Genomic DNA, 25,620 nt, shown 5'->3' on the forward strand with positions numbered 1-25,620 from the left:
GAGGAGTTATGGAGGAGAAATCATCTAACAGAGGGTTTTTAATACTTTCAGTAGCTGGTATTCTAACAAAAATAATTTCAGTTTTCTATATTCCTATGCTTCAAAGAATAATAGGACTTTCTGGATATGGAATATATCAAAATTGCTATGAAGTTTTTTTGTTTGCATATGCAGTTACTAATCTTGGAACACAACCTGCAATTGCAAAAGTAGTTGCAGAATTGAGTGCAGTAGATAAGCCAGATGATGCAGTACGAACTCTTAAAATATCAAGAAGTATATTGGCATTAATTAGTGGAGTTATTTCACTTTTATTAATGATTGGCGCATTTGCACTTGGAAATGGAATTAAGAATCCAGATGCTTCTTATGGAATTTTAATGCTTGCACCTAGTATATTTGTAACTACAATATTATCAGCTTATAGAGGATTCTTCCAAGGGAAAAGCAGCATGACAGCTATTGCAATATCTCAGGTTATTGAGCAGGTTATAAATATAGCAGTAAGTTTATTATGTGCATATTTACTTATGAAAATAAGTATCCCATATGGAGCAGCAGGAGGAACAATAGGTACTTCAGTTGGTGCATTAATTGCTCTTGGGTATATGATGTGTGTATATAAAAAGAAAGATTTTGAAGAAGAAGCTTATATAGCACAAGGTGATGCAAAAAGAATAAAACCTAAGAGTATAATTAGGAAACTTGTAAAGTATGGATTACCAATAACATTAAGTTCCGGTCTACAAAACTTTGGTAGTCTTGTAGATATGGTTAATGTTAATGCAAGATTAGCTTTTGCTGGTTTTTCAATGGAAAAGGCTCAAGAATTATATGGAGTTCTTGGTCGATATAAAACATTATTATCTGTACCACTTATAATAATAACAGCGCTTGGAACTACAGTGCTTCCAGCAGTATCAGCGGCAATGGCGGTGAAAGATAAAAAAGAAGTTAGAAATAAAACTTCATTTGCTTTTAGAATGGTATTTTTAATTACAATACCATCAGCAGTTGGCTTGTCTTGTTTATCAAGAGAAGTTTTTACAATACTATATGGTAGTGAACAAGGGTATGAACTTATGATGGTTGGATCAGTTGTACTTATTTTTATGGCTGTAGCACAGATACAAACTGTATTACTTCAAAGTATGAATAAGCTATATTATGTCCTTGGTACATTTATAATTGGACTTACATTTAAGATAATAGCTAATTATATCTTAGTTGGAATGAAAGATATAAATATAATGGGAGTAGTGGTTGGTAATTTCTTGTGGTTTTTTATTCCATGTATATTAAATCAAAGAGCACTTAAAAAAGCTTTAAGAGTAAAAATACATATGATCAGAAATATAGTAAAACCATTGATTGCATCAGCAGTAATGGCACTTGTAATATATTGGACTAGGATTCCAATAAGTATAATGTTAGAACTTACTAATAAAAATATGATTTTATATGCTGTTTCAACATTTTTACTAATAGCTATTGGAGGTTTTGTTTACTTATATTTAATAATATTGCTCGGTGGGTTAAGGAAGAGAGATCTAGACAGTATTTCAGGAAGAATATACAAAATGCTCCCAAGGTTCATGAGAGAAAATATGCACTTATAAAAAGAGCAGCTATGCTGCAATTAGGATCTTAAATAAAAAGAGCAGCTATGCTGCAATACGGATCTTTTCGCCTCTAAAAATAATATAAAGTATCTATTAAAGAATTTAATACGCAAAGAAGTATTAATTACATTTTTTATAGTTAAAAAATTATAAGAATCACATATAAAATTATTGACAAGCAAAGCTTATGGAATAAATATAAGAAATATACATAATAAAAATATAAAATAAAAATTACGGAATGTATTTTAGCATTCCGTAATTTTTATTATATATAATTTTAAAAAGAAGAAATTGTAAAGTGAATTTATAAAAAATTGTTATGAATCACTTTCGCCAAAGCCTCCAAGATATGCAAATATAAAAAATGTCAAGCCTATGACCATAAAATTATTTATAATAAGAGAATGTGCCAAGAAATGAGTGGCTAATATTTTTATAATTAAAAATACAAGTAATGCAAGCAAGATATAAATAAATATATTATATGAATTTATATTAATATCTATATGTTTTTTTACTTCATGTATGTTAAGTAAAAAGCTAGTACCTGTAGCAATTATCATTGTTATGCTATATCCTAGAATATTTATTGAAGGAATAGCAGTAAATATATATAAACCGATTAATTCAATAATTGCTTCAATTAAAGAATTTCTTAATATAATACCTTGTTTATTAAGTCCGTTTAAAATACCAAACATTGTACTGGAAGTAAATAAAATAGGTGCCCCAAAGGAAGCAAATCTAATATAAGTACCTAAATCATCACGTCCATAAAACATTTTTCCGAGATTATCTGGTATTATATTGCATATTATTGTTGTGGAAAGTCCAAGTAAAAATGCAAGTTTTATAACTTTTCTAATTCTGCATGAAGCTTCATATTTTTTTCCTTGACTTAAAGTTTGTGAGAGATCAGGTATAAGTAATGTATTAATTGTGGATACCACAATAAGTGGAATAGTGAGCAAAGTCATTGCCATTCCAGTAAATTTACCAATAAGACTTAATGCTTCTATATGATTAAAACCTGCAACTAAAAGCCGTCTTGGAACAATAAGAGTAGCCATAGTTCCTAATATATTTGTTAAAAATCCATTCATACAAAGTGGTATAGTTATTATAATAACATCAAATAAGAGCTGGAATCTACTTTCAGGAACTTCACAAGAATGTGGTGTTTTAGCAATGCAGTATTTATAATATATATATAAGCCTATTAAACTTTGAAGTTCTCCAATACATAAAGCAATAGTAGCAAGTGTTACCATTTTTTCAATTGAATCCGCATTAAAAAATAAAATTAAAAGGCTGACGGTTATTATTCTCATAGCCTTTTCTAATATATCTAGTAAAGCAGGTATCTTTATTTTTGATGTTCCATAAAAATATCCTTTAAAGATATTCGAAATTGCAATAAACACCATAGCAGGGCAAATAACTCTTATAGCGCTTATTGTTCTTGTATCACTAACACCATATTTTCCAATCAAAGGAGCAGCTACAAAAACTAGTATACCGATAATGATTGCCCAAATTATATTAAACATTGCTACAACTCGTATTGTTTTAGTAATGTTATTTTGCTCGCCTTTTTGATCATAAACTGCAACTATTTTTGACATTGAGGAAACAATACCAGCAGACATAAGGCATATAAACAAATTATAAATAGGCATAACTAAATTATAAAGCCCCATACCTTCAGGACCAAGAAGATTGGATAAATATATATTGAATATAAAGCCTAATATTCCAGTAGTAACATTTGATGCGGTAAGTAAAAAAGAATTCTTTAAAAAATTATCTTTTGCCAAAAGTTATCACTCCTTTAGATTACTCTAAATAATATTCATATATTTTACGTAATATTCCTGAAGAAAAATAAGAAAGATACATGATCAATACAAATAAAGGACGTAGAAAGTTTAAAGTGAAATAACCGAAATAAAGCTCTTATGTGTGGCTTCCTTTTTGAATGCAAGACACCGCCGAACATAAGAGTTTCATTTCTTTGTTTCATCTAGACTCATAGTATCAACATTATTGCTCTAAATAAACACATTTTTAAATTAAGGAATAGTTATTTATACATGTTAAAGATTTAAAAAGTTAATATTTTATTATTTTTTAAAGGATATCAATTTATAAATATCAGAATATAAATTCTTAAGAATTTGCTTATTTTATGCGGGTTCTATGGAAATAAAGATGTACTTATTCATATATTTTCTCTGTTTAAGGGAATATCTACTCATATACATTCGTAGGTATAAGAGATTCACACCAAATCACAGATTTGGGTTCTCTGCTTAAGAATGTGCACTTATAAAAAGAGTAGCTATGCTGCAATTCGGATCTTTTCTTATTTATTGAGTATCAGATGGGATTTTTTTAATAAGGAAACATCTTCAGCATTGAATGAAGATGGGCTATACTGCCAGGTTTGTACCTCACCAAGCATTATATTACATTGATTGAAAACTATATTTTTAGACAGGGGATATTCTAAAATCATAAATTACATTGAGAATAAGTTTAGAGAAAAACAAAGAAATTCAATATATGAATATGGGGAGTATTGTATTGAAAATTTTAGTTATTAAATTCTTAGACAGAGGCTGTTCCACAATTGTTTGTCCGACACTTGTTGTTGGAGCAAACATTTTTGGGCACAGCCTCTGTCTGTAGAATTTTTAACTCAAATTTTCCTACAATACGAGCATATCATATATTGAATTTCGGGTGTTATCCACTAAACTCTGATTCTACGTCCCTTATTTTATGTGACGATATATAGATCTATACAGTTACGTCAATATTTGAACCTAAATTTGGATCAACAGCTAGATTATCTAAAACTTCAGTCATTGCTGTAAGTTGATTAGCAGCAGTATCCATAGTCATATTTAAAACAGAGATAGAAACTGCATTTTGAAGAGAAGCTTGACTCATTCCCATTGAAAGATCTGCAATGCTCATTTCCATATAAATCACATCCTTAACTTTATGTANGGATCAACAGCTAGATTATCTAAAACTTCAGTCATTGCTGTAAGTTGATTAGCAGCAGTATCCATAGTCATATTTAAAACAGAGATAGAAACTGCATTTTGAAGAGAAGCTTGACTCATTCCCATTGAAAGATCTGCAATGCTCATTTCCATATAAATCACATCCTTAACTTTATGTATTTAATTCTTACAATAATTATCGGTTAATAAAATGATACCTTTATTATAAAATGAAGGTCTTATTTTAATATTATGGAAATATAAATTTAGTAATGAAGTATATTATTTAGTAGAAGTGTTACGAATATATGTAAGATAAGAATATAATATTAAAAAGTGGTGGAGGGAGAAAAGTGAGGCGTTTTTTTAAATTCTTGTTAATTTCAATTATAATTGTAGCAGCATCTTTGGGATTATTTGAATTATCAAGCAAGTATAAAATAAATATTCTAAAAAGTAATATAAATTGGAGTATAGAGGCTAAAAATTGTAGAAATGCTGTAAGTTTTGATAAAGACGGAAAAAATACATATGTAGCCTATGAAAATTATGTGAAGGTTTTAAAAGATGAAGGAAGAGAAGAAATACTTTTTTCAGATGAAGCTTTAAAAATAGAAGATATTCTGTTTTATGATGGAAAATTATATATTATTTCAGGTGATAAATTATATAATTATGATTTATCTACATCTGAATTAAATGTAATGGTAAGTAATATACCTTCTGTTGGGAAATATTTAGACAGAAAAATTATAATAAAGGATAACAAGTTATTAATTGCAATAGGCAGTGCTACTAATTCTGGGATTGCAGACAATGATGGAACTTATGATATAAATAACATTCCATATGATAAAAGTCCAATAAATATATCATTGAATGGAAAAAATTATGGTGAGAGTAAAACTGGCGCATTTATGCCCTATGGAAACTCTAGTGTTGAAGGACAAAAGATAGAGGGAGAGAAGCTAGGCAATGCATCTATAGTTGAAGTGAATTTATCGAATAATAAGATATCCCTTTATGCATGTGGAATAAGAAATATAACAGGGTGGGATTTAGATAGTAATAATAATTTAATATGTGTTGTAGGTGGTATGGAGAATATTGGAGATAGACCTATAAATAGAGATTTTGATTATTTATATGAAATAGAAAAAGGAAAATGGTATGGATGGCCAGATTATAGTGGAGGAGATTTAATAACTTCACCTAGATTTAAAGGAGAACAAAAAATATCTAGGATTATTTTAAATCCACCTAATAAAACAGTTGCTGCACCAATATATCAATTTTCAGATGTTGATAATATAAAATATCTAGGAATAGATAAAGAAGGAGCAATTTTAGAAAAGGACAGTTGTGTATATTATGATAAAAAGGATAATATGATATATTCCATTAACGAAAATGGAGTAAAACATAAGCTTTTAAAACTTAAAGATGAAAGTATAATTAGAGGAATACGTACTAAGAATGGATCGGCATATATATTGGATAGTGGAACTGGATGTGTTTATAAATTACAGTCTAAGAATGATGGAGTAGTATTTAATTTACCTAAAGAAGTACGTATATTTATCTTGATACTTTTATTTGTTCTAGTATGTTTATTTATTCTAAAATTAAATAATAAAAAATCTTTAAAATAAAGAAAAAGATGTTTAGAAGTTAACAATTGAGCAGTTATCTGATTAATTATCAGGTAGCATATCAAAATCTAAACATCTTTTTTGATTAAATTAAATATACTAAAATATTTTATTGGATATATATTTTGTTAAGTTGTATTTTATTAATATGTAAAAAAATGTTAAAATAATAGTATGAAATATTAAGGAAGGGTGATTGGAAATGGGAAAAACATTAGTAATAAATTTAGAAGATGTAAATATACAAGGAGATATATTAGATGTTGGAGAGAATAATCTTGGTATAATATATAATATATCTAAAGAGGTCTTAGAGGAAATTAGCATTGATTATGTGAATGAAGAGACAAAGTGCAAATTACAAAGTAGAAAATATGATGCATGTACTTTCTTTTTTGATCTAAATAAGATGTGGACTAGTCTTGAGAAAGAAAGATTAATAAAAAACGTTTCTAAATATCTAAAGAATAATGGTGAAATACTAATATGGGATATAAATAAACAAAGGGGAAAAGTGTTTAATAATAAGATAAAAGTTATATTACCAAAAGAAAAACTCAGAGAATTTACATTTAAAAATTTAAATATATTATCAAATAACAGTGTAGATGAAATAAAAAAAATCCTTGAAAAATACTTTGAAATAGAAGAAACTAAAGTTTATGAGGATGTTTTTTTCATAAGAGGAAAAAAATTAACATTAAAAGAAGAAGTAGAGGAGAACACAATAAATGAAAATATTACTTACAGCTATTAACTCAAAATTTATCCACAGTAATTTGGCAGTTAGATATTTAAAAAGTTTCACTAATGATCTGCCATATGAAGGAAAAATACGAGAATTTACTATTAACGATAGGGAAGAAAGAATATTAGAAGAAATCATAAAAGAAGATCCAGATGTAGTTGCATTTTCCACCTATATATGGAATGTTGAATTAATTGAGAGATTAGCTAATCTCATCAAAAAAGTAAATTCTAATATAGAAATTTTATATGGTGGACCTGAAGTATCTTTTGATTCAGTCCAGTTTTTAAGAAATAATATTGGAGAGTATGTAATTGAAGGTGAAGGGGAAAAAACTTATAGGGACTTTGTTTTATATAAATTGGGAGAATTAGATATTGATAAAGTAAGAGGGTTACATTATAAAAATTCAGGAGATGTATATTCAAATGAAAAAAGACCGCTCATGTCTATGGATGAGATTGTATTTCCATATGAAGAAGATGAAGATTTAAGCAATAAAATAGTATATTATGAAGCATCAAGAGGATGTCCTTTTAATTGCAAATATTGTTTATCATCAACAAGTCATGGTGTCAGATTTTTAGATATAGAAAGAGTATTGGAAGAATTAAATTATTTTATTAAAAAGAAAGTTAAACTAGTTAAATTTGTTGATAGAACATTTAATTGTAATCACAAATTTTCTATGGCAATATGGAATTTTTTAATTAATGCAAATACAGAAACATCATTCCATTTCGAAATATCGGCAGATATCTTAAAAGATGAGGAAATAAAATTATTATCAAAAGCTCCAGAAGGGAGGTTTCAATTTGAGGTAGGTGTTCAAACTACTAATGATGATGTTTTAAGAAATATAAATAGATTTGTTAACTTTAGCGATATTAAAGAGAAAGTATTAGAATTAATGTCCATAAAGAATATAAAACAGCACTTAGACTTAATAGCAGGGCTTCCAGGTGAAGATTATAATTCATTTGTAAAATCATTTAATGATGTATATTCTATACATCCAGAAGAAATACAATTAGGTTTTTTAAAGTTATTAAAGGGATCATCAATGAGAGAAGAAGCGAAAATGTATGGGATGGAATATTCACCATATCCACCATATGAAATACTAAAAACTAATTTAGTATCATATGAGGAAATGATAAAACTTAAGAAAGTAGAAGAAATGGTCGATAAGTATTATAACTCACAAAAATTTAATTATATAATTAAATTTTTTGAAAAAAAATTTAATACACCATTTGAATTTTATTATGCTTTAGGAAAGTTTTTTGAAGAGAATGGATATTTTAATCGAAATATTGGAAACATAGAATATTATAAAGTCTTTTTAGAATTTAACAAAAAAATACTAAAAAGTGATAATAAATACCTAGATAATATAGTTAAATTTAACTATTTACTATATAATAAAAGGAGAGGCTTGCCTAATTTCTTAAAAATAAATATTTCTAAAGAAGAAGAAAAGAAATATAAGGATAAGTTGAGAGAAAAATACTCATTTAAGGAATATTTTTTAGAAAAATTTGATATCAACTTAGAAAAATATGTTAAAAATGGCGAACTTATAGAAGAAGATTTCTACTGTCTATTTAACAATAATAATGAATATTTATTTATTGAAAAACTCAGTGATTTATAGTGTGGATGCATTATGAAATAATAACTTTCTGTTAATAAAATTTCAAATGTGTTGAAAATTATGCAGAGGCATTGTATAATGAGACAGTGACAAAGTAATTAATACTATATAAAGTATTAATATATATTATTTTTCTTTGTATTAAGGCATAAAAGGTGGTGATATTTTGGCATTAGAAGCAATTGAAAAAATTAAAAAAGCAGAAGCAGAAGCAGAAGAACTAGTAAAAAATGCTACTTTACAAGCGAAAGAAATAGTTCAAAAAGCGAGTGCAGAAGCACAAGCAAAATATGATGATGTGCTAGCTAAAGCAAAAGAAAAAGCTAATGTTTTAATGAATGAAGCGATTAGCGCAGGAAATAAAGAAGCAGAGCCTATATTAGCTAAAGGTAAAAGTGAAGCTTCAGACATAGAAAATATATCTGAAGAAAAGAAAAATAATGCTGTAAAATTAGTGGTTGAGAGGATAGTGAAAATTCATGGCAATAGTTAAGATGAATAAGTTCACTTTGTTAGCCTTTGAATCAAAGAAAGAAGCATTGCTTGAAAAATTACAAGAATTTTCAAATGCTGAGTTCATTAATCTACAAGATGAAAATCTTTTAGAACAAAATGAAATCCTTTCAGAATTGAAAAAGGATATAATTGATTCTGATATAGCAAAGTGGGAAGAGCAATTATCAAAGGTTAAGTTTGCCCTACAATTTTTAAAAGACTATGTGCCTAAACAATCATTAGTGAAAACTTTAAGAACAGAAAAACTCTCATTAACGATGGATGAGCTTAAAGAAAAAGTTGAAAGTAGTAATTGGGAATCTGTTTATGAAAAAGTTAAGGAAAAAGAAGAAGGGATTGCAAGACTTGATAATGAGAAAACTAAGCTTCAAACTGCAGTATCAAGTTTAACACCTTATGAAGCTTTCGATGCACCTTTAAGTTTCTTAAAAGAACTTAAAGAAACTTCTTATTTCTTAGGTAGTGTAGCTAATCAATATGAAGAATCATTAATTAGTGAACTAAATGATTGTTATGTCGAGATTATATCAAAGACTAATCAAGATACTTATTTTATTGCTTTATGTAACAAAGCAAACAAAGACAGTGTTGAAGAGGCACTTAGAGGATTTGGGTTTACTCCGTTTAAAACTGATGAGGAAGAAACTCCTCTAAAATTAATTCATGAATATAATGATAGAATTGGACTGATTGAATCCGATAAATTCATTATAAAAGAAGAATTATCAGGTTTTGAAGAAGGAATGAAGAAATTGCAGTTAGCTTATGAATACTATAGCAATCTTGTTTCAAGAAAGAGTGTAAGTACAAATTTCTTAAGAACTGAAAGCACTACATTAATTCAAGGTTGGGTTCCAACCAAGTTTAATGAAAAGCTTACTGCAATAGTAAAAGATATTTTAGGTGAGGACTATTATTTAAATTTTGAAGATGTTAAAGACGAAGAAATTGATGATGTTCCAATCAAGTTGGAAAATAATGATTTGAATGATTCGTTTATGTCAATAACAGAAATGTATGCATTACCTAAATATGACGAGATTGATCCTACACCGATAGTAACACCATTCTATTTAGTTTTCTTTGGAATGATGGTAGCGGATATGGGATATGGTCTATTAATGCTTATAGGTACAATTATAGCACTTAAGTATCTAAAGTTTGATGATGGAATGAAAAAGATGATAAAATTCTTCCATTATTTAAGTTATCCAACAATAGCATTTGGTGCTATTTACGGATCATTTTTTGGAGATTTGATTCCTTTGCCAAAACTAATTGATACTACTGCAGATGTTATGACTATATTAGTCTTATCAGTAGTTTTTGGTGCTATTCAAATATTCTTTGCATTAGGTGTTAAGGCTTATGTATTAATAAGAGCTGGAAAACCATTAGAAGCTTTTATGGATGCAGGATCATGGGCAATTACATTAATATCATTAGGGTTACTTGCAGGTGGTATGATGGGGAATATACCGATGCTTGGAACAATAGGTAAAATTGGAGCTATAGCAGGTTCTGTATTAATTGTAATTACTCAAGGAAGGTCAGCTAAGACAACAGGTGGAAAGGTAGCTTCAGGACTATATGAATTATATGGTATTACAGGTTATGTAGGAGACTTAGTTTCTTATACAAGACTTATGGCACTTGGTTTATCTGGTGGATCAATAGCAGGAGCTATTAATCTTATTATGGATATGATACCAGGACCACTTGGCACATTTTTATTTGGACCATTAATATTTGTAATATTCCAAACAGTAAATCTAGGATTATCGTTACTAGGTGGTTACGTTCATTCATTAAGATTAACTTATGTTGAATATTTTGGTAAATTCTATGATGGTGGAGGCAGAGCCTTTAAGCCATTTAAATCAAATAGTAAATATATAAATTTAAGAAGAAATTAGGAGGATATTTAAAATGGATATGACTTGGATTAAATTTTTTACGGAAAATTACGGTGGATTCGTAATGGGAGCATTAGGAGTTGCATTAGCAGTAGGTATGTCAGGTATAGGATCATCTAAAGGTGTTGGTATAGTAGGTCAAGCGGCAGCAGGACTTTTATCAGAACAACCGGAAAAATTTGGTAAAGCGTTAGTTCTTCAATTATTACCAGGTACACAAGGCCTTTATGGATTCGTTATAGGATTATTAATATTCTTTAAATTATCACCAGAAACAACATTATCACAAGGTTTATATTTATTATTTGCAGCATTACCAATAGCTATATGTGGTTTATGGTCAGGTATTGCTCAAGGTAAAGCAGCAGCTGCTGGTATTCAAATATTAGCTAAAAACCCAGATCACACTACTAAAGGTATAGTATTAGCTGCCATGGTTGAAACATATGCATTATTAGGATTCGTTGTATCATTCTTATTAGTAAATGGCGTATTTTAATTAGTCAGAATTTAAGGATGAGGATGTGAGAGAATGTCTAACATAAGTAATTTAACTTCTAAAATTCTTGAAGATGCAGAAGATAAAAAAACTTCTATATTAAACGATGCTAATGAACAAAGAGATAAAATCATAGCTAAAAAAGAAGAAGAAGCATCTGCAGAAGAAAAGTTAATTTTAGAAAGAGCAGAAAGAGATGCAGCAGCTAGAAAAGAAAGAATAATTTCAGGTGCAGAATTGAATTCAAGAAATGAAAAACTTGCTGCTAAGCAAAAAGTTATAAATTCGGTATTTGAAAGTAGTGTAGAAGCACTTTGCAATCTTTCAAATGAAGAATTAAAGGATTTTGTTACTGATTCAATATTAAATAGTGGTATAGAAGGAAACCAAAATTTAATATTAAATGAAGAGGGTGCAAAAGTTATAACTACTGAAGTTTTAAACGAAATAAATAATAAGCTTAATTCAAAGGCTACAATAACTTTAAGTAGTGAAAAAAGAAACTTTAAGGGTGGATTTATATTAGAAAAGGATGGCATAGAAATAAATAATACATATGAGGCTTTAGTAAGCTCTATTAAAGATGACTTAAGTCTTAAAGTTGCACAAGTATTATTTAATTAAGGAGGATAAATAATGGATGTAATGAAATTTAGTCAAGTTATACCCAGACTTAGAGTATACGAGACAAAACTCCTTGATAAATCAAAGCTTGACAGAATGATAGATTCTCATTCAGCAAGTGAAGCACTTAAAGTGCTTCAAGAAACAGAGTATGCCAATGTTATGACAAATGTTAAGAGACCAGAGGATTACGAACTTATATTAAGTGAAGAATTGAAAAGATTATTTGAACTTATGTATGATATAAGTCCTGAAAAATCACTTATAGACTTAATGAGTATTAAATATGATTATCAAAATATAAAAGTGATTTTAAAAGGAATGTTTCTTAAAGAGGATTTATCATATCTTTTAGTTAACGTTGGAACAATTGATTCTTTAAAATTAAAGAACTTAATTGAAAATAATGATATAAGAGATTTATCTCCAATTATGAGAGAAGCAATTGAAGAAACTATCTTGAAATTTGAGGAAAGTAAAGATCCTCAACTACTTGATATTATTTTAGATAAATACATGTTTAAACAATTAGTACATATTAAGAGTGAAATAAATGATACTTTTGTTGATAAATATGTAAAATGTCTTATAGATTCTACTAATATAAAGACTTTATTAAGAGTTAAGAAGCAAAATAAAAGTAGAGAATTCTTTAATTCAGTTATTATTGAAGGTGGATCTTTAGATAAAGATAAATTACTTGGCATGTTAAATGATTCAGTTGAGAATATAACTTCAAAGCTTGCATTTACTGATTATGCTGAATTTATTAGAGTTGGTATTGAATACTATACTAAAACAGATTCAGTTAGTATGCTTGAAAAGTTAATTGATAACTATATTATGAACATGATGAGAGATGCTAAAATAATACCATTTGGTGTGGAACCTGTAATTGCTTATATTTATGCTAAAGAAACAGAAATAAAGATAATAAGAATTATAATGGTTGGCAAACTCAATAATATTGCTGCGGAAGTAATAAGAGAAAGGCTGCGTGATATTTATGTTTAAAAAAATAGGTGTAGTTGGTGATAAGGATTCGGTTTTAGCATTTAAAGCTCTAGGTATTGATGTTTTTCCAGTGGTTGAACATGATGAAGCTAGAAGAACTGTTGATAGATTAGCAAGAGATAATTACGCAGTTATCTTTGTAACTGAACAAGTCGCTCAAGGAATTGAAGAGACAATTGAAAGATACAATAAAGAAGTGCTTCCTGCTGTAATATTAATTCCAAGCAATCAAGGAACATTAAATATAGGTATGCAAAGAATAAGCGATAACGTTGAAAAAGCTGTAGGCGTTAATATTTTATAGAAAGGTAGGTTGATAAGGGTGAAGACCGGAAAGATAATTAAAGTTTCAGGACCTTTAGTAGTTGCTGAAGGTATGGATGAAGCTAATATATATGACGTATGTAAGGTTGGACAAAAAGGACTTGTCGGTGAAATCATCGAAATGAGAGGTGATAAGGCATCAATCCAAGTTTACGAAGAAACCTCAGGAATAGGACCTGGAGATCCAGTTGTAACTACAGGAGAACCATTAAGTGTTGAACTTGGCCCAGGACTTATTGAATCAATGTTTGATGGAATACAAAGACCGCTAGATGCATTTATGGAGGCTGCACAGTCTAACTTCTTAACAAAAGGTGTATCTGTTCCATCACTAAATAGAGAAAAGAAATGGGAATTTAAACCTACTGTTAAAATTGGAGATAAAGTAGAACCAGGATATGTTATTGGTACTGTTCAAGAAACACCCGTTGTTGAACAAAGAATTATGGTGCCAGTAGGTGTTGAAGGTACAATTAAGGATATAAAAGCTGGAGAATTTACAGTAACTGATACAGTTGCAGTAGTTGAAACTGCAACTGGTGATAAAGAAGTTATGATGATGCAAAAATGGCCAGTAAGAAAAGGAAGACCATATAAAGCTAAGATCAACCCTGTTGAACCAATGCTTACAGGTCAAAGAGTTATAGATACATTCTTCCCTGTTGCTAAAGGTGGAGCAGCTGCAATTCCAGGTCCATTCGGAGCTGGTAAAACAGTTACTCAGCACCAAATTGCTAAATGGGGAGATGCGGAAATAGTTGTTTATGTTGGATGCGGAGAACGTGGTAACGAAATGACAGACGTTCTTAACGAATTCCCAGAACTTATTGACCCTAAGACTGGTGAAAGTTTAATGAAAAGAACAGTTCTTATAGCTAATACTTCAAATATGCCGGTTGCTGCTAGAGAAGCATCAATATATACAGGTATCACAATCGCTGAATACTTTAGAGACATGGGATACTCTGTATCAATAATGGCTGATTCTACTTCAAGATGGGCAGAAGCTTTAAGAGAAATGTCTGGTAGACTTGAAGAAATGCCTGGTGACGAAGGTTATCCAGCATACCTTGGTTCAAGACTTGCAGACTATTATGAAAGAGCAGGTAAAGTTGAATGTTTAGGCAATGATGGAAGAATAGGTTCTATCACTGCAATAGGTGCAGTATCACCTCCAGGAGGAGATATTTCAGAGCCAGTATCACAATCAACACTTAGAATAGTTAAAGTATTCTGGGGACTTGATGCTCAACTTGCATATCAAAGACATTTCCCATCAATTAACTGGTTGACTTCATATTCATTGTATGCTGATACAATTGATAAGTGGATGAATGAAAATGTAGCTGAAGACTGGGGAAAACTAAGACTTGAAGCAATGACTATTCTTCAAGAAGAATCAAGCTTACAAGAAATCGTAAGACTTGTTGGTATAGATGCATTATCTGAAAAAGACAGATTAAAATTAGATGTAGCTAAATCAATAAGAGAAGACTATCTGCAACAAAACTCTTTCCATGAAGTAGATACATATACTTCACTTAAGAAGCAATACAAGATGTTAAGTCTTGTTATGGGATATAAGAGAGAAGCAGAAAGAGCTTTAGATGCAGGAGTTTATTTAAATGATATATTAGCAATGGAAGATTTAAAAGACAGAATTGCTAGAAGTAAATATATAGCTGAAAAAGACTTAGATGCAATAGATAAGATCTTTGAAGATTTAAAAGTAGCAATTGATGACCTAATAAGCAAAGGAGGGGTAGCAAATGCTTAAGGAATACAGAACAGTTACTGAAGTTGTTGGCCCTTTGATGGTTGTTGAAGGTGTTGAAGGTGTTAAGTTTGATGAATTAGTTGAAATTGAACTTCATACTGGTGAAAAGAGAAGAGGAAAGGTTCTTGAAATAAATGGATCAAAAGCAATGGTTCAAATATTTGAAGGATCTTCAGGAATAAACTTAAAAGGTACTAAAGCTAAGTTCTTAGGTAGACCACTTGAACTTGGCGTATCTGAAGATATGTTAGGTAGAGTATTTGATGGTATGGGTAGACCAAACGATAATGGCCCAGAAATAATACCAGAAAAAAGAGTAGATATCAATGGTGAAGCTATTAACCCAATGGCTAGAGATTTCCCATCAGAATTTATTCAAACTGGGGTTTCAGCTATTGATGGTCTTAACACTTTAGTTAGAGGACAAAAGTTACCAGTGTTCTCTGCATCAGGACTTCCTCATGCAGAACTAGCTGCACAAATTGCAAGACAAGCGAAGGTTTTAAATTCAGATTCTAAATTCGCCGTTGTATTTGCAGCTATAGGTATAACTTTCGAAGAGGCTCAATTCTTCGTTGATGAATTTAAATCAACAGGAGCTATTGACAGATCAGTTCTATTTATGAATTTAGCATCTGACCCAGCTATCGAAAGAATATCTACTCCAAGAATGGCCCTTACTTGTGCTGAATACTTAGCATATGAAAAAGGAATGCACGTTCTTGTTATTATGACAGATATAACAAACTATGCTGAAGCATTAAGAGAAATTTCAGCAGCTAGAAAAGAAGTTCCAGGTAGAAGAGGATACCCAGGTTACTTATATACTGACCTTTCTACATTATACGAAAGAGCAGGAAGACTTAGAGGAGTGGAGGGTTCAATCACTCAAATTCCAATACTTACAATGCCAGAAGAGGATAAGACTCACCCAATTCCAGACTTAACTGGATATATTACAGAAGGTCAAATTATCCTTTCAAGAGAATTATATAAGAGAGGTGTAATGCCACCTATCGATGTATTGCCATCACTTTCAAGACTTAAAGATAAAGGTATTGGAAAAGGAAAGACAAGAGAAGATCATGCAGATACTATGAACCAATTATTCTCAGCATATTCTCAAGGTAAGCAAGCAAAAGAATTATCAGCAATCTTAGGAGAATCAGCATTATCTGAAACTGATAAGAAGCTAGCTAAATTCGCAGAAGCTTTTGAGGAAGAATACGTATCTCAAGGCTTAACTACAAATAGAACAATTGAAGAAACTCTTAACCTAGGATGGAAATTATTAAAGATGCTTCCTAGAACAGAGCTTAAGAGAATTAGAGATGAATACCTTGAAAAATATATGCCAAGAGAGGAAGAATAGTCTATGGCAAAGTTAAATGTCAATCCTACTAGAATGGAACTCTCTAAGCTAAAAAAAAGATTAGCTACATCAACAAGAAGTCATAAGCTTTTGAAAGATAAACAAGATGAATTAATGAGACAATTCATTAACTTGGTTAAATATAACAATAAGCTAAGAAAAGAAGTTGAAGATAATCTTCAAGGCTCTTTAAAAGACTTTGTTATGGCTAGAGCCGTAATGAGTTCAGAATTTTTAGAAGAAGCTATTGTTTATCCTAAAGAACATATTTCAGTTGAAGTTGGTGAAAAGAATGTTATGAGTGTATCTGTTCCTGTAATGAACTTCAAGAGACAGCTTGAAGGAGATGAGGGAAGCATATACCCATATGGATTTGCAAATACTTCATCAGAACTTGACGATGCATTAGCTAAACTTTATGGAATACTTCCACAATTACTTGAACTTGCAGAAGTAGAAAAGTCATGTCAGCTTATGGCTAACGAAATTGAAAGTACAAGAAGAAGAGTTAATGCTCTTGAATATATGACTATACCTCAACTTCAAGAAACAATCAAATATATTAGAATGAGACTTGATGAAAATGAAAGATCTGCTACAACTAGATTAATGAAAGTTAAGAGTATGATTGAGCAAAGAGGTTAATATTATAAAAGGATGCTAGAAATGAACCGACCCCAAAAAGTTAGACCAAAAATCTAATGATTTGGAGGTCGGTTTTTTGGCAAAATATAGTTATGAATTCAAAAAAGAAGTTGTTCAAGCGTATTTGGATGGTAAAGGTGGTTATAAATTTCTTGCGAAAGAGTTTGGTATTCCTTCTCCAAGCAAGGTTAAATTATGGGTTGATAATTACCGTACATTAGGCGATGAAGCGTTGATGCGTTCAAGAAAAAATGAATCTTTTACTTTCGAATATAAACTTCATGTAGTAGAATTATATCTAACAAGTGAGGTCTCATATCAGGAGTTAGCCCTTCAAGAAAGGATACATAATCCAACGCAAATAGTTAAGTGGGTAAATGATTTTAGAATTGCTGGTCCTGATGCTTTGCGGCCGAAGAAGAAGGGACGAAAGATATCGTTGGAATCATCAAATAAATTGTCTAGTAAAACAGAATCCGCCGAAATTGTTTCAGTTGACACTACTGCTGAACATGTAAAACAGCTTGAAGATGAATTGCTCAAGCTCAAAATTGAGAACGCATATTTAAAAGAACTGAGGAGGCTGCGTTTAGAGGAGGAAGCTCTTCTGAAAAAACAGCGAGAATCATCCACAGCCTCCGAGGAGAATTCAAATTAAAAGATATTCTCGCAGTTGTAGGCTTTCCAAAAGCGACATACATGTATTGGCAAAAGCGATTTAATAGAGAAAATCCTAATAAAGAACTAGAAGAAAAGATCCTTGAAATACGTAGTATTAATAAAGATTGGGGTTATCGACGTGTATACGGAGCACTACGTAAACAAGGAATACTTATAAATAAAAAGAAAGTTCAGAGAATTATGCAAAAGCTTAATCTTCAGGTGACTTCCTTTACAAGAAAGAGTCGTAAGTATAGTTCATACAAGGGTAAAGTTGGAAAGGTTGCTCCTAACAGAATTCATAGACGTTTTGACACACAGATTCCTCATCAGAAAATCACAACAGATACTACTGAGTTTAAGTATTATGAGGTTGATGATAAGGGACGAATGATAATAAAGAAACTATACTTAGATCCATTCATGGATATGTGTAATAGAGAAATCTTAAGCTATGGAATATCTCAACATCCGTCAGCGGCCAATATCATGGGAGCACTAAACCAGGCAATTGAAATCACAGCTGATTGTCCATACAGAAGAACTTTTCATTCTGATCAAGGTTGGGCTTACCAAATGAAAGCTTATGTACACACTCTTAAAGAAAATCGAATTTTTCAAAGTATGTCCCGAAAGGGCAACTGCCATGACAATTCAGTAATGGAGAACTTCTTTGGAATAATGAAACAGGAAATGTACTACGGCGTTGTTTACTACAGTTATGATGAACTCAAAGAGGCAATAGAACAATACATCAAGTACTACAATGAACAAAGAATTAAAGAGAAACTAGGATGGATGAGTCCCGTAGAATACAGGCTCAACCTCTTGGCTGCATAAAAATAGCGTAGCAGCCATTAAAACTGCTACGCTTAAAAAGTCTAACTTTTTGGGGTCACCTCAAAATAGCATCCTTTTTTTATTACATATTAAAAATACATAGATATGTTAAAAAAATTAACTATACTATAAAATAAAATTTTTAAAATTAACAAAAGAGGACTTGGTTTATTAGAAGATAATTGGATACAATATAAATACAACCTAATTAAAGGGGAGGAAGTATATTGAAAAAACAAGTAATGTTAAGTTTGATAGTATCAATAACTTTACTTTTCAGTAGTGCTACTTTTGCACTTGCAGATCAAACAGAAGATGCTAAAGAGATAACAAAAATAACAATAATACATACCAATGATACACATTCAAGAGTATTAGCAGAAGATGGAGGCCTAGGTTTTGGAAAAATAGCAACATTAATTAAGAAAACTAAATCAGAAAATCCCAATACTTTAGTAGTTGATGCTGGTGATACATTACATGGAAAACCAATTATAAATGTAAGCAAAGGTGAGAATGCAGTTAAAATATTAAATGCAGCAGGGTATGACTTTATGGTTCCAGGAAATCATGATTTTAATTATGGAATAAGTAGACTTATAGAACTAAGTAAATTAGCAAAATTTAAAATGCTAGGTGCAAATTTTACTTATGACAATGGAACTGAAATTTTTCCACCATATGAAATAGTAGAAATGGGTGGAGTTAAAATAGGAATTTTTGGATTATGTACACCAGAAACAGTATATAAAACAAGTCCATCTAATGTAGAAGGAGTAAAATTTAATGATCCAATAGAAGTTTCTAGAAGAATTGTAGATCAGTTAGATGATAAAACTGATATAATAATAGGGTTAGCGCATATAGGACTTGATGAAAGTTCCATCATTACATCTAAAGAAATAGCAGAAAAAGTTTATGGGATAGATGTAATAATAGATGGGCATAGCCATACAGAATTAGAGAATGGTCTTGTTGTTAACAATACATTAATTGCTCAAACAGGTGAATATGGTAATAATTTAGGAATAGTAGAAATTGAAGTTAAAGATAATAAAGTAAAAAGCAAGAATGCTAAATTATTGAAAGCATCTGATTATGCAAGTTTAGAAGAAGATAAAGATGTTAGTTCTTTAATAAATGAAATTAAAGCAAAAAATGATATTGTATTCTCAGAAGTTGTAGCAAATTCAAATATAGATCTTGATGGTGAAAGAGAAAATGTTAGAAGAAAAGAAACTAATCTTGGAAATTTATCAGCGGATGCAATAAGAGCAGAAACTAAATCAGATATAGCATTTGTAAATGGAGGTAATATAAGAACGTCTATACCAGCAGGTCGTGTTACAAAAGGTAAAATAGCAGAATTATTTCCATTTGGAAATACAATTCAGGTTATAAAACTAAATGGAAGAGATGTAAAGAAAGCGTTAGAAGTATCTGTAAGTGGATACCCAGAAACACAAGGAGGTTTCTTACAAGTAAGTGGAATAACATTTGTCTTTGATCCATCTAAACCCGTTGGCAGCAGAGTATATGATGTGAAGGTAAATAATAACTTAATTGATGGCACTAAAGAATACACAGTAGCCATAAATGATTTCTTATCAGAAGGTGGAGATGGCTATGGCGTATTTAAAACTAAGGTAGTGGCTGAATTTGGAACATATGAAGAAATATTTGCAAACTATTTAAACAATAATGGAACAAAAGGCTGTGAAGTTAGTGGAAGAATACAGGTTAAAGGAAACTCTATAGCTTCAAATGAAAGCTTAAAAAATAGAGAAAATGAACAATATGAAGTTGTGAAAACTGAAAGTAATGTTAAAGTTATCGCTACTACTTCAAAGGAAATTGTATATGTAGTGAAATCTGGTGATAATCTAACTAAAATAGCAAGTGAAAATAATAAGACATGGCAAGAAATTGCAAAATATAATAATTTGAAGAATCCTAATTTAATTTATTCAGGAGAAAAAATTAAATTACTAACATGATATATGGTTAAATAGTATAAATAAGTTGATGAACAGAGAGTGTTTAAAAATAATATTTTAATTTTTGAATACTCATCTTGTTTTTTATAATATAATTTACCATGTAAAAGGATAAAGCTTAATAATTTTGTAATTGATAATAAGTCCCTTTAATAGTATAATCTAATAGGTAATTAAAATGGATATATAATAAGTATTTATATATAATAAGTATTTATATATAATTTTACTAAGGAGTAGATACAATGAATTACATAATAGCAATGGTGGTTGCATTTATAGTGTCATTTGCCATAATGCCACTTCTTATGAAATTATCTGAAAAGATTGGATTTACAGATAAACCTAATAAGAGAAAAAAACATAAATCACCAACTCCTTTATGTGGAGGAATAGCACTATACATAGGATTCTTTGTTTCATATTTATTATTTGTAGGAGATGAAGCAAAGCAGCAAATAATGATATTTATTGGTGCTACATTTATAGTATTAATAGGACTTGTTGATGATTATTATAAGACTAAGGGAAAAGAGTTTCCTATTTTGCCAAGATTAATAATTCAGCTTTTATCAGCTATTCTTGTGTTTAAAGCTGGTATAATTTTTAAAGGCTTTACAAATCCATTTACATCAGAATTCATACTATTAAATCCGACGTTACAGTTTATATTAACAATAACATGGATTTTTGGAGTAACTACTGTTATAAACTGGTCTGATGGTATGGATGGATTAGCTGGTGGTATATCTTTAATATCATCTATTACATTTTTTGTGGCAGCAATAATATTAGGGCGGAATGTTTCGGCTCTAATTTCTATTGGATTAGTTGGAAGTATTGCAGGATTTTTATATTATAATAAATATCCGGCAAAAGTATTTATGGGAGATTCCGGAGCTAATCTTTTAGGATTTTTATTAAGTATAACTGCATTAGATGGAGCTTTTAAATCTGCTACGGTAATGAGTCTTTTTATCCCAATATTTGCACTTGCAGTACCTATATTTGATAATTTATTTGTTATTTTTAAAAGATTTTCAGAAGGTAAACCTGTATATCAAGCAGATAGAAGTCAAATACATTTTAGACTAGAAGCGAAAGGTTTTACTCCTAAGCAGGTTGTTAAGTATATAATGATAGTAAGTATACTTTGTAGCTCAATTTCTATTTTTTTGTTATTATTTAAACAATAAACTTGTTATACAATATACTGGTAAAATGTTTAAATACTAACTTTACAAATTTAAGCAGATAGTATATAATTATTAAAAAATGAATATTAACTTATCAAGAGAGGTGGAGGGACTGGCCCAATGAAACCCAGCAACCAATATGGTTCATATACTATATGTGGTGCTAAATCCTGCAGTATTAAACTGATAGATAAGGTATTTTAATAGAAAGTTAAGTCTAGAGGAATGCCTTTAGACTTTTTTTTATATAATTATGGAATAGTATTAGGAGGAATTTGAAATGAGTAGTAAAAGCGTAGAAAGTTTTTATTAATTATTATAAAATAAAATTTAAATGTTTATGGGGAATAATATGAATGAATTTAATATTAGTATAAATAAAGAAGAAGTATTAAGATATCTCGGGTATAAAGACCAAATTATAGATGAAAAGATAATGAATACTATCGATGAATGCATAAAGGAAGTTAAAGAAATAATAACTCCAAGAGTAATATATGAATACAAAGATATTAAAATTATAGACGAAGGTGTAGAAATATTAGGTACTAATCTACAATTAACAGGAAAAGATATAAAAAATCATCTTTTTAATTCAAACAAATGTGTACTTATGGCAGTAACAATTGGAAATGATATTGAAAGAAAGACTAGATTATATGAGAAAACTAATTTAACTAAAGCTTTAATACTAGATTCTTGTGCTACAACAGCAGTTGAAGAAGTGTGCGACATAGTTGAAGAGGAAGTAAGAAAAAAAGCAGAAAATGATAATATGGATATAACTTTTAGATATAGTCCTGGATATGGTGATTTACCATTAGATGTGCAAAATAGTTTTTTAAGAACATTGGATGCTCAAAAAAGAATAGGACTTATAGCATCAGAAAACAACCTATTGTTTCCAAGAAAATCTGTAACAGCGATAATTGGCATTATTGAAAAAGGAGTTAGTAAGAAAAAAAAGAGCTGCAAAGAATGTAGTAATTATGAAAACTGTAGTTTTAGAAGAGAGGGCGAAAGTTGTGGGGCTTAAAGAATTTATAAAAAATAATATTTTAATATTTGATGGGGCTATGGGAACAATGCTTCAAAAAAAGGGATTAAAGTTAGGTGAGAATCCTGAACTTTTAAATATAACATCACCATCTATAATAGAAGATATACATAGAGAATATATAGAAAATGGTGCAAATGTAATAACTACTAATACATTTGGTGCAAATGAACTAAAACTTAAACTTTGTAATATGGAAGTAGAAGAAGCAGTAAGTGCAGCAGTTAATATTGCAAAAAAAGCTAAAGGGAATAGTGCTGCCTATATAGCTTTAGATATAGGACCAATAGGAGAATTATTGGAGCCTATGGGAACATTAAGCTTTGATAGAGCCTATGAAATATTCAAAAGGCAAATAGTTGAGGGGGTAAAATGTGGAGTAGATATAATACTTTTAGAAACTATGACAGACCTTTATGAGCTTAAAGCAGCTATACTTGCTGCAAAGGAAAATAGTGATTTACCTATATTTGCAACTATGACTTTTGAGGAAAATGGAAGAACATTTACAGGATGTTCCCCCGAATCAATGGTATTGGTACTTGAAGGATTAGGGGTAGATGCGCTTGGTGTAAACTGTTCACTTGGACCTAAGCAGCTTAAACCTGTTATTGAAGAAATATGTAGCTTATCTAATATTCCAGTAATGGTTCAGCCAAATGCAGGACTTCCTACATTATCAATAGGCAATGAAACTAAATATGATGTAACCAAGGAAGAGTTTGCTGAAACTTTATGTGGTTTTGTTGATAAAGGAGTAAGAATCATTGGAGGATGTTGTGGAACTACTCCAGAGTATATAAGAGAATTATGTATTAGAACTAGAAATATAGAATTAAAAAATAAAGAAATAAACTATTATTCGGCAGTTTGTACACCATCAAAAGTAGTTCGTATAGATAGAATTAGAATTGTTGGGGAAAGAATAAATCCGACAGGAAAGAAGTTATTTAAACAAGCACTCATTAATGATGATTTAGATTATATTTTAAATACAGCTGTTGCACAGGTTGAAGGTGGTGCACATATTCTAGATGTTAATGTTGGATTACCAGAGATTGATGAGCCTAATATGATGCATAAGGTTGTGAAGGAAATACAAGGAATATTAGATATTCCTCTTCAAATAGATTCATCAGACGTAAATGCAATTGAAACTGGACTTAGATATTATAATGGTAAGCCAATATTAAATTCAGTTAATGGGGAAGATAAGGTCTTAGAAAGAATATTACCACTTGTAAAAAAATATGGTGCTAATGTTGTAGGTTTAACTCTTGATGAAAAAGGAATACCGCCAAAAGCAGAAGATAGATTTAAGATCGCAGAAAAAATAGTTAATAAGGCTATAGAGTATGGAATAAGAAAAGAAGATGTATTTATCGACTGCTTAGTTTTAACGGTGTCAGCACAACAGGAAGAGGTTCAAGAAACCTTAAAAGCTGTAAGAATGGTTAAAGAAAGATTAGGCGTTAAAACACTTCTAGGAGTTTCAAATATATCTTTTGGACTCCCTAATAGACAATTTATAAATGAAACATTCTTAGCGTTGGCTTTAGGAAATGGACTGGATTTGCCTATAATGAATCCTAATGAAACTGGAATGATGAGAATAGTTGATACATACAATGTTTTATATAATTATGATAAAGGTTCAGAGAAGTATATAGATAAGTATGCTAATGTAAAAATAAGTACAACTACATCATTGAATGATTCAAAAGATAACAATAAAATAAGTGATAAGAATGAAATACGTAATTTGAAAGGGATAGTGATAAAAGGGCTAAAAGAAGAAGCTAAAAACGCGACTGTTGAACTTTTAAATACGCTTAAACCACTTGAAGTTGTTAATGAATATCTGATCCCAGCATTAGATGAAGTAGGTGAAAAATATGAAAAAGGTGAGCTATTCCTACCACAATTGATTCAAGCAGCTGAAACAGTTAAGAATTCATTTACTGTGTTGAAAGCTGAAATAGCAAAGAGCAACACAGAAAATATATCGAAAGGTAAAATAATAGTTGCAACAGTTAAAGGTGATATTCATGATATAGGAAAAAATATTGTAAAAGTTATTTTAGAAAATTATGGATATGAAATGATTGACTTAGGTAAAGATGTTCCTATTGAAACTGTTGTAGAAGAAGCAAGAAAGCATAATGTAAAACTAGTTGGATTAAGTGCTCTTATGACAACCACATTAAGGAGCATGGAAGAAACTATCAAAGCATTAAAAGACGATGGATATGATGGAAAGGTATTTGTTGGAGGAGCAGTTCTTACTCCGGATTACGCAGAGCAAATAGGGGCGGATTTTTATGCAAAGGATGCTAAAGAATCAGTTGAAATTGCGAAAAAGATATTAGGATAATAAAATAAGCGAAATCTTTGACTTTAATGTTAGAGTTTCGCTTATTTTATATATAAATATATTTGGCTATATTGACAAATACTGTTATAGGCAATATATTACCTATATGAAAG

21 protein-coding genes and 1 riboswitch are annotated in these 25,620 nt (G+C 30.0%); of the genes, 18 read left to right on the forward strand and 3 right to left on the reverse strand.

What is annotated here, in order from left to right:
* Positions 1–8: 8 nt before the first annotated feature.
* The gene (locus tag BN2920_RS09225) at positions 9–1,619 is read left to right on the forward strand and encodes a putative polysaccharide biosynthesis protein (RefSeq protein WP_058294728.1); all 1,611 of its coding nucleotides are present in this window, start codon (positions 9–11) and stop codon (positions 1,617–1,619) included.
* A 323-nt stretch (positions 1,620–1,942) separates the two neighbouring features.
* On the opposite strand, the gene spoVB is transcribed toward BN2920_RS09225, so the two are convergent.
* The 3 genes from spoVB to BN2920_RS20985 form a co-directional block, all read right to left on the reverse strand.
* Positions 1,943–3,442 (reverse strand): stage V sporulation protein B, encoded by a 1,500-nt coding sequence (gene spoVB, locus BN2920_RS09230; RefSeq protein WP_058294729.1) that lies wholly within the window; start codon positions 3,440–3,442, stop codon positions 1,943–1,945.
* Between the two features lie 985 nt (positions 3,443–4,427).
* Positions 4,428–4,613, reverse strand: a complete 186-nt coding sequence (locus BN2920_RS09235) for a YjfB family protein (RefSeq protein WP_230132116.1) — start codon at positions 4,611–4,613, stop codon at positions 4,428–4,430.
* A gap of 5 nt (positions 4,614–4,618) precedes the next feature.
* Positions 4,619–4,792 carry a YjfB family protein gene (locus tag BN2920_RS20985; RefSeq protein WP_083498761.1) on the reverse strand — a complete coding sequence of 58 codons (174 nt, stop codon included), beginning with the start codon at positions 4,790–4,792 and terminating at the stop codon, positions 4,619–4,621.
* Between the two features lie 200 nt (positions 4,793–4,992).
* Here BN2920_RS20985 and BN2920_RS09240 point away from each other — a divergent pair, with 200 nt between their 5' ends.
* From BN2920_RS09240 to BN2920_RS09325, 17 genes are all read left to right on the forward strand, one after another.
* Positions 4,993–6,291, forward strand: a complete 1,299-nt coding sequence (locus BN2920_RS09240; RefSeq protein ID WP_058294730.1) for a PQQ-dependent sugar dehydrogenase family protein — start codon at positions 4,993–4,995, stop codon at positions 6,289–6,291.
* A gap of 202 nt (positions 6,292–6,493) precedes the next feature.
* Positions 6,494–7,048 (forward strand): hypothetical protein, encoded by a 555-nt coding sequence (locus BN2920_RS09245; protein ID WP_058294731.1) that lies wholly within the window; start codon positions 6,494–6,496, stop codon positions 7,046–7,048.
* Positions 7,023–8,696 carry a B12-binding domain-containing radical SAM protein gene (locus BN2920_RS09250; protein WP_058294732.1) on the forward strand — a complete coding sequence of 558 codons (1,674 nt, stop codon included), beginning with the start codon at positions 7,023–7,025 and terminating at the stop codon, positions 8,694–8,696. Before BN2920_RS09245 ends, BN2920_RS09250 begins: the two co-directional genes overlap by 26 nt.
* Before the next feature lie 166 nt (positions 8,697–8,862).
* Positions 8,863–9,189, forward strand: coding sequence for a hypothetical protein (locus tag BN2920_RS09255; protein ID WP_058294733.1), 327 nt, complete (start codon positions 8,863–8,865; stop codon positions 9,187–9,189).
* A complete protein-coding gene (locus tag BN2920_RS09260; RefSeq protein ID WP_058294734.1) occupies positions 9,176–11,128 on the forward strand; it encodes a V-type ATP synthase subunit I in 1,953 nt (650 codons plus the stop codon). Before BN2920_RS09255 ends, BN2920_RS09260 begins: the two co-directional genes overlap by 14 nt.
* A gap of 13 nt (positions 11,129–11,141) precedes the next feature.
* Positions 11,142–11,627 (forward strand): V-type ATP synthase subunit K, encoded by a 486-nt coding sequence (locus tag BN2920_RS09265; RefSeq protein ID WP_058294735.1) that lies wholly within the window; start codon positions 11,142–11,144, stop codon positions 11,625–11,627.
* Between the two features lie 33 nt (positions 11,628–11,660).
* Complete coding sequence (locus BN2920_RS09270; protein ID WP_058294736.1) at positions 11,661–12,251, forward strand: V-type ATP synthase subunit E; 591 nt, start codon at positions 11,661–11,663, stop codon at positions 12,249–12,251.
* Positions 12,252–12,263: 12 nt separating this feature from the next.
* On the forward strand, positions 12,264–13,265 hold the full coding sequence (locus BN2920_RS09275) for a V-type ATP synthase subunit C (RefSeq protein ID WP_058294737.1): 1,002 nt from the start codon (positions 12,264–12,266) through the stop codon (positions 13,263–13,265).
* Positions 13,258–13,569 carry a V-type ATP synthase subunit F gene (locus BN2920_RS09280; RefSeq protein WP_058296884.1) on the forward strand — a complete coding sequence of 104 codons (312 nt, stop codon included), beginning with the start codon at positions 13,258–13,260 and terminating at the stop codon, positions 13,567–13,569. Before BN2920_RS09275 ends, BN2920_RS09280 begins: the two co-directional genes overlap by 8 nt.
* A gap of 18 nt (positions 13,570–13,587) precedes the next feature.
* Positions 13,588–15,366, forward strand: coding sequence for a V-type ATP synthase subunit A (locus BN2920_RS09285; protein WP_058294738.1), 1,779 nt, complete (start codon positions 13,588–13,590; stop codon positions 15,364–15,366).
* Entirely contained in the window at positions 15,359–16,738 is a 1,380-nt protein-coding gene (locus BN2920_RS09290) for a V-type ATP synthase subunit B (RefSeq protein ID WP_058294739.1), read from the forward strand. Before BN2920_RS09285 ends, BN2920_RS09290 begins: the two co-directional genes overlap by 8 nt.
* Positions 16,739–16,741: 3 nt before the next feature.
* Positions 16,742–17,383, forward strand: a complete 642-nt coding sequence (locus BN2920_RS09295) for a V-type ATP synthase subunit D (protein ID WP_058294740.1) — start codon at positions 16,742–16,744, stop codon at positions 17,381–17,383.
* Between the two features lie 76 nt (positions 17,384–17,459).
* Positions 17,460–18,883 (forward strand): IS3 family transposase gene (locus BN2920_RS20990; protein WP_230132317.1). Its coding sequence is split into 2 segments (ribosomal slippage): positions 17,460–17,949 and positions 17,949–18,883, totalling 1,425 coding nucleotides; the frame shifts between segments, so codons are not numbered across the junction.
* 227 nt (positions 18,884–19,110) lie between these two features.
* On the forward strand, positions 19,111–20,880 hold the full coding sequence (locus BN2920_RS09310; protein WP_058294741.1) for a 5'-nucleotidase C-terminal domain-containing protein: 1,770 nt from the start codon (positions 19,111–19,113) through the stop codon (positions 20,878–20,880).
* Between the two features lie 245 nt (positions 20,881–21,125).
* Positions 21,126–22,076 carry an MraY family glycosyltransferase gene (locus BN2920_RS09315; RefSeq protein WP_058294742.1) on the forward strand — a complete coding sequence of 317 codons (951 nt, stop codon included), beginning with the start codon at positions 21,126–21,128 and terminating at the stop codon, positions 22,074–22,076.
* Positions 22,077–22,164: 88 nt separating this feature from the next.
* Positions 22,165–22,273: riboswitch (SAM riboswitch) on the forward strand.
* Between the two features lie 155 nt (positions 22,274–22,428).
* Positions 22,429–23,112 (forward strand): vitamin B12 dependent-methionine synthase activation domain-containing protein, encoded by a 684-nt coding sequence (locus tag BN2920_RS09320; protein ID WP_058294743.1) that lies wholly within the window; start codon positions 22,429–22,431, stop codon positions 23,110–23,112.
* Entirely contained in the window at positions 23,102–25,507 is a 2,406-nt protein-coding gene (locus BN2920_RS09325; RefSeq protein ID WP_058294744.1) for a homocysteine S-methyltransferase family protein, read from the forward strand. The genes BN2920_RS09320 and BN2920_RS09325 overlap by 11 nt, the downstream gene beginning before the upstream one ends.
* Positions 25,508–25,620: the final 113 nt, after the last annotated feature.

Source organism: Clostridium neonatale (assembly GCF_001458595.1).
GTDB lineage: Bacteria > Bacillota > Clostridia > Clostridiales > Clostridiaceae > Clostridium > Clostridium neonatale.